Raw genomic sequence first — 11,385 nt, forward strand, 5'->3', positions numbered from 1 at the left:
GGGTCCTTTACTTCAACAGCGAGTTGAAGAATTCCACTGCCGCTGCCTGGCCGGAGGCGATCTTCACCTGGTCCGGATCCAGCAGGTTGATCTCGCTCAGTGCCGGGGCACCTGCAGGTACACCTGCATCCTCACGGACCGGAAGGTAGGACTGCGAGACCGCCAGCTCCTGGCCTTCCTTCGAAATCAGGAAATCAACAAAGTCGTTGGCGACTTCCTGGTTGGCGGAATCGGCAAAGACGCCGGCGGGCTGCGAGACGTAGGGGACGCCATCGCTGGGGTAGCCCACGGCGATGGGCGAGCCCTTGGCGGCGAGCTCGCGGGCCACGTAGTCGACCACGATGCCGACCTCCGCGCTGCCCTCGGCCACGGCCTGGCCGACCGGCCCGTTGCTTTCCAGGACCGTGGGGTCGTTGGCCACGAGCTTTTCCATCCAGTCCTTGCCCAGGGCCGGCTCCTGCAACCACACAGCGGTGTTGAATGCCGCGGCGCCCGAAACGTCCGGGTTCGGCATCGCGATCTTGCCCTTGTAGGTGTCCTCGGTCAGCGAGGCCCAGCTTGCCGGTGCCTCGGTCAGTGCGCCGGTGTTGTAGGCAATGATGGTGGGGATGATCCGGGTGCCCACCCAATGGCCTTCGGCGTCAACGAACTTCTTGTCCAGGTCGGCACCGTTTTCGATGTCCAGCTTCGCCAGCGAGCCGTCGGCGGCGTAGCCCTCGAAGGTCGGGACGTCGGCCGCCAGGATGACGTCAGCGGTGATCTTTCCTGCCTGCTTCTCGGTGGCGATACGGGTCTTCAGTTCCCCGGTGGCTGCCCGGAACACCTTGACTTCGACGCCGGCGTTGGCCTTCTCAAAGGCCTCGACAACCTGGTCGATCTTGGCCTGCGGCTCCGAGGTGTAGACAGTAAGGGTCTTCGTGGCCGCGGCATCGGCGGGAGTTCCGGCACCGGCGCAGGCGGTCAATCCCAGCACCGGGATCAACAACAGGGGTGCAAGGACTGTGAGGCGGTTCTTCATGTCTTCTCCTAAAGGTGCCGCACACCAGTGGTGCGGCTTGCGAGTGGTTGTTGCTGGTTGAAACTGATCTTTAGAGCAGGGCAGGTTGGCGGGCGGGCACCGGCACCTCGCGGGTGAACGCAGCCACGGGTATGGCCACCTGCACCGGTGTGGCGGACAGCTGCCCGGCACCGACCTTGATGACGCTGAACCAGCTGGGATCCAGGCCCCGCGTCGAGCCTTCGGAAGCGAAGAGGTCGTGGTTGTAGGAGACGGCCGGGCCGATCCACACCGGAATGCCTCCCAGGCTTCCGGTGGCGGGCAGGTGGTAGTGGCCGCAGAGGATGCCGCGGACGTCGCTGCCGGCAAGCACCGCTGCAAGTTCCTCGGGGCGGGCCAGGCCCCTTCCTGCCAGGGCCGGCAACAGGGAGTCGATCGGCGGGTGGTGCAGGGCAAGAACCGTCCCGCGCGGCGCGGGCGTTTTCAACACCGCCAGCAGCCATTGAAGCTGCCGGCCGCTGAGCCGCCCTTCGGTCTCGCGGAACCCGTGGGTGTCCAGCCCGATGATCCGCAGGCCGTCGACCAGGTGCACCGTGTCCGCGGGGTTGGGGCCGCTGGCCAGGCGCTTGCGGTTGAACGCCGCGCCCACCGAGCCTGCCGGATCGTGGTTGCCCGGCACCACGATGACCGGGCAGCCGAGTTCCCGTTCCGCCTGCTCAAACAGTTTGGCGGCACGGGAGTAGACCTGTGCACCGCGGTCGGAGATGTCCCCGGTGACAAGCACTGCATCGGGGAAAAAGCGGGCGGCGGCATTGAGTGCCGCAGTGGTGCGGGCCCAGGTGTCGATGCGCCCATGCAGCAGGGCTCCACCATTCAACAGGTGGGTGTCGGTCAATTGCACCAGGGTGGCGCCGGCTGCGCTCATACGTCCGGCCCGGCTTCATCCGCGGCGCCGGGACCCGCCAGTTCCTCGCGCAGGATCGTCAGGTCGGCCGGATCCAGCCCGTGGACCAGCAGGTAGCAGGCGGCACTGCCGAAGCGGGCCTCAACCATGTCCAACGCCGCGTCCAGGGCAGCGGCCGGGCTGTCCAGATGAAGGTGCAGCGCTGCCTGTAATTCCCCGCTGTCGCCCAGTGCACAGGACAGCTCCTGGTTCACGCGCTCGCGGTAGCTGGCCGGCAGGTCCCGGGCGCTGCGCGCATAGTCCCCAAGGAGGATCTGGCGCGGTACGCCGGCAACTTCCAGCACCAGGGCCACCACCAGGCCGGTGCGGTCTTTGCCCGCGGCACAGTGCACCAGCACGCCTGCAGGCAGGCCGGCGGCGATGGCGCCCACGGCCTTGGTGATTTCCGTGCCGCGGGTGGTGAGCAGGGAAAAGTAGACATCCTCGATGGCCGTGGCCACCGGCAGCTGCCCGAGGTACAGCGGGACCGATACATGCACGGCACCCGCCGGGACGTAGCCCCTGCGTTCGGCAATTTCGAAGGGCTCGCGCAAATCCACGACAGTCCCCACGTCGAGGGAGTCAAGCTCCCGAAAACCTGCCGGTTCAAGTCCGCTGGGGGCAGCGGACCTGAACAGCCGACCTGCGCCGGCGGTGGGGACCCGGCGCAGGTTCGGCACCGCGGTGGTGGCTTCCAAGATGCGGGGCATTCCGGGGGCTTTCCTCAATGACTTGTCTCGTTCCCCCAACGGGGATATCTAGCTGCACATTGATTCAAGCCCGGTCACGTGGCCGGATGGTTAATTTCTTTCCACCGGCAGGCGACCCCACGGTCAAGATTTCGCGCTTGGCCTCCCGCTTTGCCAATCCCCGATGGGTCCCTATCCGCATTGGCGTCCGGGTCCTAGAATCGGGAGGGACTCAACCGGGGAGGACTGCCCGGGTCATACCGGCTGCGGCCACCTGTTGTTCCAGCGATTCCGGGAAAGGATGCACACCATGGCCGATGCCAAGGGGCCCGTGGACCCTCCGCGGCCCGGACGCGAACCCGGCACGCAGGTGGCGCGCAAAAATGGGCCCGTCCTTGGCGTGGCCATCGACTACCTGGACGGGCAGATCACCGAACTGCTCACCCAGGATCCGGAGGTTCGGACGGGAAGCCCTGAGGCCGTCCACGAGATGAGATCGGCAACCCGGCGGCTGCGCTCCGCCCTGGAAATCTACCGCAGCCTCTTTGACGCCCGTGCCACGAAGAGGCTCGGGGACGAGTTGAAGTGGCTCACCCGGATCCTGGGGCGTCCCCGGGATGCCGACGTCATGCGCGAACGGCTCCGGGCACACCTCCGGGAACTGCCCGAGGAACTGAAGACCGGACTTGTTGCCGGGCCCATCGAGCACGTCCTCGGTAGGGAGTACAACTCCGGCTACATCCAGGTGCGCGAGAGCCTGGAGACCGAACGCTACCGCCGGCTCCTGGCCGACCTTCAGAACTTCCGCGACCATCCCCCGGCCACGGATCGTGCCCGCCGGCCCGCCCTCGCCGAGGGTGTCAGGTTCGTCAACAACGAGGCCAGGCGCTTGGAAGGTGCACACCGGGCCGCGGCCCGAACTCTGCCCGGACACGCCCGCGACGTGGCGCTGCACGAGGTCCGCAAGGGCACCAAGCGGCTGCTGCATGCCGCCGAATCCGTCGCGGGGATCTACCCGAAACGGGCCAAGGGCCTTGCCCGAAGAGCGCACCGGCTGCAACGGATCCTGGGCAGCCACCAGGACAGCGTGATGACCCGCGCGTTCCTGGACTCCTTGGCCGCCGGCCAGGACCTGCCCGAAGAGTCCAGGCGCGCCTACGAGCGGATACGGGAAACCGAGGAAGCCATCGCCCGCTCCGCGGCGAAAAAGTACGCCAAGTCCCGGAAGAAGGATCCCCCGCTCCGGCTGCGCCGCTGACGCACAAGGCTGCCGGAACCCTTCTTCGGCGAGCGCAACGAAACCGGGCGCCCAACCGTCGGCCGCGCCCGGCTCCCGCTTGCTTGGGTGCTTAAGAAGCGTCGCCGGCAGAGGTTTCCGTGCCCTGCGCGTCCGCCGCGGCCGGCGCACTCTCGGGAGCCTCTGCATAAGCGACCGAGAGCCTCCGGTAGGACCGTGTGGCCAGGGCGGCAAGTCCCAGCACGATAGAGGCGATACCCGAGACCAGGAAAACCAGCGCGATGCCGCGGGCATTGCCCTCCCCCAGCAACCAGCCCCAGCTTTGCTTCCCCGGTTCGGACGCCATGTAGGGGATGATCCAGAATTCGGCCAGCGGCGCGATCATGAAAGCGGTGATCGGGGCCGCCGCCGCCTCGAACGTCATGGCGAAGCCAAAGACCCTGCCCTGGATCTTGTACGGGACGACCTTTTGGATGACTGTCTGTTCGGCGGCCTCGACCGCGGGGATGAGCATCATGTAGATCCAGATGCCCAGCGCGTAAAGCCACCACCACTCGCGGATCGTGAAGGTGGCACCGAGCACGCCGCTGAAGGCGACCAGAATCAACATCGTCCGGATAGGGTTCTTTCCCAGGCCGAACTTCGCCACCAGCCCGCCGCCGATCAGGAACCCGGTTGCCGTCACCCCGAGCACCACGCCCCAGATCTCCACCGGGAAAATCGTCAGGCCGTACGGGTCCATGAGCGCCATGAACACTCCGCCGGTCAGGTTGTTGAAGGTGGTGAACAGGATCAGCGCAAACAGGCCCTGCGTCACACGAACCGCCGCGATCCCGGCACGCAGCTCGGCGAAATTCTCGCGGCCTTCCGCGCGCACGATCTTGGGCTCGGGGATCCGCAGGACCAGCAGGTGCGCCAGCACCGCAAGGCAGGCCACCAGCGCAATGATGATCGTCCCGCCCATGCCCAGGAACCCGATGGCCAGGCCGCTGAAGACCGAGGTGATCATGAACGCGAGTCCCTGCACCGTGCCCACCAGGCCATTGGCGTTCGCCCTGCGATCCGCCGGCACCAGCAGCGTCACGGTGGTTGAAAGGGCAATGTTGCGCAGCTGTTCGACGACCGCACCGATGAGCACCACGATGGCAAAGAGCCAGAACCAGATTCCTGTCAGGCTCATCAGTTCGGCTTCGGGAACCAGCAGGAACATCGCCAGTGACAGCCCGAAGCAGGCCACCGTGAACAGTGTGGATCCCACCATCACCGCGTGCTTGCGGTAGCGGTCGACGAGCACGCCAAAAAAGAGGCCGAAGAACGCGACCAGCAGCATGTAGGCCCCGCCGATGAGCCCGGTCGCCAACACCGACCGGGTTTCCAGGTAAACCCAAAAGGTCAGGGCAAACCACAGGAAACTGGTGATGACATTGGCCAGGGCCGTATTGACCAGCACGTGCATGAACGTGCGGTGTCCCGCCTTCGGTGGCGTCGCATTCGTGGCGGCTTGCCTGTCGGTGGTTCCTACGTCCGCTACGGACGGATCTTCCTGCGGCATGCCCCAAGCCTAGAACCCGCACCCAACGCTTCGATAGGGGTTTATTAAGTCAAAATGCCCCGGTCCCGGCAATACCGATGTTCGGGTCCGGCGGCGGACCCGACGGCTGTCCCTGAGCATCCCTGGGAGGCCCACGGACACTCAGGTCATAAGCAACATTAAGCATGCATCGCACGCACACCTCCGAACCCAACGCGGCCGTCGGTGCAATTCGGCTTGATTTCGGCCGCACAAGCCCAGCGCTCTCGCTCCACATCACTTAACGTTGCTTAACGTCGAACTGTGGTCTGTAATGGTGATCACACCCCAAAGTTTTACTGGCCACGGAAGCAACACCGCGAAGGAGGCAAAGATGCCGAGCACCACCAGCACCCCGACGGACCGACCCACCCGGGTGTCCGCCGCCGCGGTGGCCCGCGCATCGGGTGTCTCCACGGCCACGGTCAGCTACATCATGAACGGGCGGCCCGGGGCCTCGGTGGAAACCCGGCGGCACGTCGTGAAGATCGCCAACGAAATGGGATTCCGGCCCTCCGGCAACTCGTCAGGCCGCGACCCGCTGCTGACCCGGGTCGTGGGGTTGATCCTTCCGAACATCGTCAACCAGATGTACACCGGGTGGGCACAGCACATCATCAACGCCACGGCCGCCGAGGGCTTCGAGGTCTTCGTCGCCACCACCCAGGACGATCCCGAATCACTCGCCCAGGTCGCCGGAACCCTGGCAGCCCGCAACGTGGACGGGGTCATCATTGCCGCCGCACTGCGCGAGGACTCCAGGGCACTGCGGACACTTCGCCAAAAGCGCATCCCGTATGTCTGCCTCTCCCGTCACTCGGACCACCTGCCCGGCGACTTCGTGGGCATCGACGACGATGCCGCAGCCGCCGACCTCATGGGCCACATCCTGGGCCACGGCTACACGGAAATCGCCACGGTCATCGGCCCCCGTTTCTCCACCGCCTCGCTGGCCCGCGAACAGTCCTTTGTGCGCACGGCGAGCGCGTCGGGCGTCGTGATCACCGGCGACCGGAAGATCAGCACCAGGCTCAATTCCGACGGCGGGCGGGTCGCCGGCGAAAAGCTGCTCGGCTCGCCCAACCCGCCACGGGCCATCGTCTGCGGCTCCGACGAGATCGCCATCGGCGTCATGGAACATGCGCTCTCCCTGGGGTTGCGCATCCCCGAGGACGTGGCGGTGGTCGGCAGTGACGGACTGCCGCGCAGCCGTTCCCTGCTCATCGGCCTGACCACAATCGTCCAGCCCGTCAGGGAAATGGCCGAGCGCTCCTTCGAACTCCTCCTCGACCAGATCACCCGCCCGCGCGGCACCTACAAGCATTCGGTGTGCGCCCACCGCCTGCACATCGGCCGGACCTGCGGCTGCCCTCCCGACAACGGCGCCCAGTAACCCACACCCTATTTCTTGCTCCACCGCTCCTCCCCCTGGCGCGCCCGCGTCCGTTTCCCCCCCTGCCATGCCCCGATCCAGAAAGTCATTGAGATGCCTACAACAGCAAGGACGACCACCATGCGGTCCCCCGAAGTCGTCAACAAGATCATTTTCCGGCGCATCATGCCGCTGCTGATTGCCGCGTACGTCATGGCATTCATCGACCGGACGAACATCGGCATGGCCAAGGACCGGATGGAAATCGACCTCGGCATCTCGGCCACCGCATACGGCATCGGCGCCGGGCTGTTCTTCCTGACCTACGCGCTGTCCGAGATCCCCTCGAACCTGATCATGCACAAGGTCGGTGCCCGCTTCTGGATCATGCGCATCATGATCACCTGGGGCATCCTCTCCGCATGCATGGCCCTGGTCCAGGGCGAATGGTCCTTCTATATCCTGCGGATGCTGCTGGGCATCGCCGAGGCCGGGCTCTTCCCCGGGGTCATCTACTTCATCACCCAGTGGTTCGTGGTCAAGGACCGCGCCAAGGCCAACGGCATGTTCCTGCTCGGCGTCTCCATCGCCAACATCGTCGGCGCCCCGCTGGGTGGCGTGCTGCTGACCCTTGACGGATTCGGCGGCCTGCACGGCTGGCAGTGGATGTTCATCATCGAGGGCATCCCCGCCTGCATCCTGGCATTCGTCGTCTGGAAGTGCCTGCCGAACAAGCCCACCGAATCCAGGTTCCTCACCCGCGAGGAGGCCGAGGACCTCGAGGCCCGCATCCTGGCCGAAGAGACCGCAGGGGCCAAGGCCTCGGGCAACTCGAAGCTGCGCCACGTACTCAGGGACAAGCAGATCCTGTTGGTTGTTGCCATCTACTTCACCCACCAGATCGCGGTCTACGCGCTGAGCTTCTTCCTGCCCTCGATCATCGGCACCTACGGCACGCTGAACACCATCCAGATCGGCCTGTTGACTTCCATCCCGTGGATCTTCTCCGCCGCCGGTGCCTTGCTGCTCCCGCGCTTGGCCACCAATTCGTCCCGCTCCCGCCTGATCGCCACCTCCACCATGGTCGGCATCGTTGCCGGCTTCACCCTCGGCGCCGTTGGAGGTCCGGTCCTGGGCATGCTCGGCTTCTGCCTCGCCGCCTTCAACTTCTTCGCCCTGCAGCCGATCCTCTTCACCTACCCGGCAACGCGCCTCTCCGGCGCGGCACTGGCCGGCGGCATTGCCTTCGTGAACACCGTGGGTCTCTTCGGCGGGTTCCTCGGCCCCTACGTCATGGGCTTCATGGAGGAAACCACCGGAAGCAAGCTTTCGGGCCTCTGGTTCATCGTCGCGATGTGCACCATCGGCGCACTACTGACCCGCAAGCTCAAGCGCGGCACCGAGGACCCCGCCAAGTCCTCCGTCGCCGCCCACTAGATTCCCGCCACGACCAGGAAGACACGCACCATGGACAACAACAACAGACTCGACTTCAGCAACCGCAGGGTGCTGGTCACCGCCGGTGCCGCCGGCATCGGATTGGCCATCGCCACTGCATTCAAGGACTTCGGCGCATCAGTCTTCGTCACCGACATCAACCCGGCAGCCGTCGAGACGGCCCGGGCCGCCGGATTCGCCGCTGCCATGAGCGACGTGTCGGATGAAGCCCAAGTCATCGAGCTCGCCGCCGCGGTCCGTTCCGAGCTGGGCGGGCTGGATGTGCTGGTGAACAACGCCGGCATCGCCGGGCCCACCGGCACCATCGATACCCTTGACGCGCAGGCCTGGAAGTCCACCTTCGAGGTGAACGTGCACGGCCAGTTCTACTGCATCAAGCACATGCTCCCAATGCTGCGCGAGGGGCGCGACGCCTCCATCGTCAATCTCTCCTCCGCTGCCGGGCGTCTGGGCATGGCCGGGCGCAGCGCCTACTCGTCCTCCAAGTGGGCGGTCATCGGGTTGACCAAGACCCTGGCCATCGAGCTGGGCGAGGAACAGATCCGCGTCAACGCCATCTGCCCCGGTGCCGTGAACGGGCCGCGCATCGAAGCCGTCATCGAGGCCAAGGCCGAGATGCTCGGTCGCCCGCTCGCCGAAGTCTCCGACCTCTACCACCGCCAGTCCTCACTGAACCGACTGGTCGAGGCCGGCGACATCGCCGACATGGCCGTCTTCCTGGCCAGCTCCCTGGCCCGCAGCGTCAACGGCCAGGCCATGGCCGTCGACGGCAACACCGAAAAACTCTACTAAGGATCTGGACCCACCCTCATGGCAAATACACGCAAGGTCATCATCACCTCCGCCGTCACCGGCGCCATCCACACCCCCACCATGTCCCCGCACCTGCCGGTCACCGCCGACGAAATCGCCGACGCGGCCATCGGCGCCGCCGAGGCCGGCGCCTCGATCGTGCACATGCACGCCCGGGACCCCAAGGACGGGCGTCCCTCCCAGGACCCCGCCCACTTCGAGCCCATCCTGGCCAAGCTCAAGGCCAACACCGACGCGATCATCAACATCACCACCGGCGGCTCCCCGCACATGAGCGTGGAGGAACGCATGCGCCCGGTGATCGAGTTCAAGCCGGAGCTTGCCTCGCTGAACATGGGCTCGATGAACTTCGGCCTCTACCCGATGCTCGAGCGCTTCACGGAGTTCGGGCACGAGTGGGAACGCGAGGGCCTGGAGAACTCCCGCGACCTGGTCTTCAAGAACACCTTTGCCGACATCCAAAAGATCCTGGAGATCGGCAACAAGAACGACACCCGCTTCGAATTCGAGTGCTACGACATCTCGCACCTGAACAACCTCGCGCACTTCCAGGCGCGCGGTCTGGCGCGCGGCCCGCTTTTCGTCCAGTCCGTGTTCGGCCTGCTCGGTGGCATCGGGGCACATCCCGAGGACCTCATGCACATGCGCCGCACCGCCGACCGTCTCTTCGGCGAGAGCTACGAGTGGTCGATCCTGGGTGCCGGCAAGAACCAGATGCCGCTGGCCACCATCGGTGCGGCCATGGGCTCCCACGTCCGCGTGGGCCTGGAGGACTCGCTGTGGATCGGCCCCGGCCAGCTGGCCGTCTCCAACGCCGAGCAGGTCACCCGCATCCGCACCATCCTCGAGGCGCTGAACTTCGAGGTCGCCACCCCCGACGAGGCCCGCGAAATGCTGCAGCTCAAGGGCCGCGAAAACGTCGGATTCTAGGAAAAGCCCCATGAAAATCCTCATTGCCCCCGACAGTTTCAAGGGAACCTTCACCGCCGCCCAGGTTGCCGCGGCGATCGCCGACGGCGTCAGGTCCACGGGGGCCGAGGCCCTTGAGCTGCCGGTGGCAGATGGCGGGGAAGGTACCGAGGAAATTCTCGGTGCCGCCCTCGGGGCCGAGCGGATCCACGCGGACACCGTGGGTCCCTGGCGGGATCCGGTACGTGCCGCCTACTCGCTGGGCGCGGATGGCACCGCCTACATCAACCTGGCCGCGGCCAGCGGGATCACCCTGCCGGCTCCGGGCGGGCGCAATGCGCTCACTGCCGACACCTACGGCACCGGCCTGCTCATGGTCGATGCCGTGAAGCGCGGTGCCAGGCGGCTCGTGGTTGCAGCGGGCGGGTCGGCCACGACCGACGGCGGGGCTGGTGCGTGCGCGGCGATCGCCGAAGACGGCGGGCTGCGCGGCGCACAGGTTGTGGTGCTCAGCGATGTGACCACACCCTTCGAGGACGCCGCGGTCGTCTTTGGCCCGCAGAAGGGCGCGACCAAGGACGAGGTGGAATTGCTGACCGCCCGGCTGCACCAGTTGGCGGCGACGCTGCCGAGAGACCCGCGGGGCGTGCCTGCCACCGGCGCGGCCGGCGGATTCAGCGGCGGTCTCTGGGCCTGCTTCGACGCCGAGCTGCGCTCCGGTGCCGACTACGTTCTCGATACCCTTGGCTTCGAGAACGCCGTCGCCGAAGCCGATGCCGTGGTGGTTGGCGAGGGTCGCCTGGATTCCCAGACCCTGCAGGGCAAGATCATTTCGGTCATCATGGCCCGCAGCGGGAGCATTCCGGTCTACGCCGTGGTCGGTTCGGTCACCGAGGATGCCCCGCGGGATGCCTTCGCCCAGGTCGTGGTGGCCACCGACGAGAAGCACATGCGTGCCGCCGGCGCGCAGATTGCCCGCGAGTCGATCGGAGTATCCAACCTCTGCTAGCGCTGACCCATTCGTCCCGCTTGGTTCGCAATCTTCTCGGTACAGTCGACTACGATGCACCAAATTATTCACCGGGCACATGACCGCAAAGCCAGTTTGCTCGAGCGTTTTGATCGAGCCGGAATCTGAGGACCCCACATATCCAACGGGTGCCACAGTTGATTTCAACGGCGACACCCGCCGATATCAAGACTGCCTGGGAGAACATCACTACGAGGTATGCCTGTAAGGGGCCACAATCCCAGAGGATTGGGCAAGCTTCTCATCAAGCCATCTTGGTGGGCCGGGCGGCAGCAGCCCTTCCGACCAGATGGAAAGATCCGGGGAATGACACCCCACAGGGGTCAGACGGTTCATTAGTCACATCTGCTCGGAGGGACCAGTACCA

10 protein-coding genes are annotated in these 11,385 nt (G+C 65.8%); 6 read left to right on the forward strand and 4 right to left on the reverse strand.

Going from position 1 to position 11,385, the window contains the following annotated elements; all coding sequences use genetic code 11:
* Window positions 1-7 precede the first annotated feature (7 nt).
* The 3 genes from ACLQ7E_RS14990 to ACLQ7E_RS15000 all read right to left on the reverse strand — a co-directional run bounded on the left by ACLQ7E_RS14990 (window position 8) and on the right by ACLQ7E_RS15000 (window position 2,650).
* Window positions 8-1,018 carry an ABC transporter substrate-binding protein gene (locus tag ACLQ7E_RS14990; protein WP_411733378.1) on the reverse strand — a complete coding sequence of 337 codons (1,011 nt, stop codon included), beginning with the start codon at window positions 1,016-1,018 and terminating at the stop codon, window positions 8-10.
* A gap of 70 nt (window positions 1,019-1,088) precedes the next feature.
* A complete protein-coding gene (locus ACLQ7E_RS14995) occupies window positions 1,089-1,922 on the reverse strand; it encodes a metallophosphoesterase (protein WP_411733379.1) in 834 nt (277 codons plus the stop codon).
* The gene (locus ACLQ7E_RS15000; protein WP_411733380.1) at window positions 1,919-2,650 is read right to left on the reverse strand and encodes a tyrosine-protein phosphatase; all 732 of its coding nucleotides are present in this window, start codon (window positions 2,648-2,650) and stop codon (window positions 1,919-1,921) included. The genes ACLQ7E_RS14995 and ACLQ7E_RS15000 overlap by 4 nt, the downstream gene beginning before the upstream one ends.
* A gap of 289 nt (window positions 2,651-2,939) precedes the next feature.
* Between ACLQ7E_RS15000 and ACLQ7E_RS15005 the strand changes: the two genes are divergently transcribed.
* Window positions 2,940-3,887: a CHAD domain-containing protein gene (locus ACLQ7E_RS15005; protein WP_411733381.1), complete on the forward strand. Its 948-nt coding sequence runs from the start codon at window positions 2,940-2,942 to the stop codon at window positions 3,885-3,887.
* A gap of 91 nt (window positions 3,888-3,978) precedes the next feature.
* Here the strand turns inward: ACLQ7E_RS15005 and ACLQ7E_RS15010 are convergent, their stop codons facing one another.
* Window positions 3,979-5,418, reverse strand: a complete 1,440-nt coding sequence (locus ACLQ7E_RS15010; protein WP_411733382.1) for an MFS transporter — start codon at window positions 5,416-5,418, stop codon at window positions 3,979-3,981.
* 352 nt (window positions 5,419-5,770) lie between these two features.
* On the opposite strand from ACLQ7E_RS15010, the gene ACLQ7E_RS15015 reads away from it, so the two are divergent.
* From ACLQ7E_RS15015 to ACLQ7E_RS15035, 5 genes are all read left to right on the forward strand, one after another.
* Entirely contained in the window at window positions 5,771-6,829 is a 1,059-nt protein-coding gene (locus tag ACLQ7E_RS15015; protein WP_411733383.1) for a LacI family DNA-binding transcriptional regulator, read from the forward strand.
* A 120-nt stretch (window positions 6,830-6,949) separates the two neighbouring features.
* Window positions 6,950-8,245 (forward strand): MFS transporter, encoded by a 1,296-nt coding sequence (locus tag ACLQ7E_RS15020; RefSeq protein WP_411733384.1) that lies wholly within the window; start codon window positions 6,950-6,952, stop codon window positions 8,243-8,245.
* Window positions 8,246-8,275: 30 nt separating this feature from the next.
* Complete coding sequence (locus ACLQ7E_RS15025) at window positions 8,276-9,058, forward strand: SDR family oxidoreductase (protein ID WP_411733385.1); 783 nt, start codon at window positions 8,276-8,278, stop codon at window positions 9,056-9,058.
* Between the two features lie 18 nt (window positions 9,059-9,076).
* Window positions 9,077-10,009 (forward strand): 3-keto-5-aminohexanoate cleavage protein, encoded by a 933-nt coding sequence (locus ACLQ7E_RS15030; RefSeq protein WP_411733386.1) that lies wholly within the window; start codon window positions 9,077-9,079, stop codon window positions 10,007-10,009.
* 10 nt (window positions 10,010-10,019) lie between these two features.
* A complete protein-coding gene (locus ACLQ7E_RS15035) occupies window positions 10,020-10,997 on the forward strand; it encodes a glycerate kinase (RefSeq protein ID WP_411733387.1) in 978 nt (325 codons plus the stop codon).
* Window positions 10,998-11,385: the final 388 nt, after the last annotated feature.

Origin of the sequence: Paeniglutamicibacter sp. (assembly GCF_046714615.1) — a bacterium.
Classification (GTDB): Bacteria; Actinomycetota; Actinomycetes; order Actinomycetales; family Micrococcaceae; genus Paeniglutamicibacter.

Bases quoted from the DNA above. Each gene is read 5' to 3' on its own strand.
- ACLQ7E_RS14990 (WP_411733378.1), bottom strand. From the start codon at position 1,018: ATGAAGAACCGCCTCACAGTCCTTGCACCCCTGTTGTTGATCCCGGTG.
- ACLQ7E_RS14995 (WP_411733379.1), bottom strand. From the start codon at position 1,922: ATGAGCGCAGCCGGCGCCACCCTGGTGCAATTGACCGACACCCACCTG.
- ACLQ7E_RS15000 (WP_411733380.1), bottom strand. From the start codon at position 2,650: ATGCCCCGCATCTTGGAAGCCACCACCGCGGTGCCGAACCTGCGCCGG.
- ACLQ7E_RS15005 (WP_411733381.1), top strand. From the start codon at position 2,940: ATGGCCGATGCCAAGGGGCCCGTGGACCCTCCGCGGCCCGGACGCGAA.
- ACLQ7E_RS15010 (WP_411733382.1), bottom strand. From the start codon at position 5,418: ATGCCGCAGGAAGATCCGTCCGTAGCGGACGTAGGAACCACCGACAGG.
- ACLQ7E_RS15015 (WP_411733383.1), top strand. From the start codon at position 5,771: ATGCCGAGCACCACCAGCACCCCGACGGACCGACCCACCCGGGTGTCC.
- ACLQ7E_RS15020 (WP_411733384.1), top strand. From the start codon at position 6,950: ATGCGGTCCCCCGAAGTCGTCAACAAGATCATTTTCCGGCGCATCATG.
- ACLQ7E_RS15025 (WP_411733385.1), top strand. From the start codon at position 8,276: ATGGACAACAACAACAGACTCGACTTCAGCAACCGCAGGGTGCTGGTC.
- ACLQ7E_RS15030 (WP_411733386.1), top strand. From the start codon at position 9,077: ATGGCAAATACACGCAAGGTCATCATCACCTCCGCCGTCACCGGCGCC.
- ACLQ7E_RS15035 (WP_411733387.1), top strand. From the start codon at position 10,020: ATGAAAATCCTCATTGCCCCCGACAGTTTCAAGGGAACCTTCACCGCC.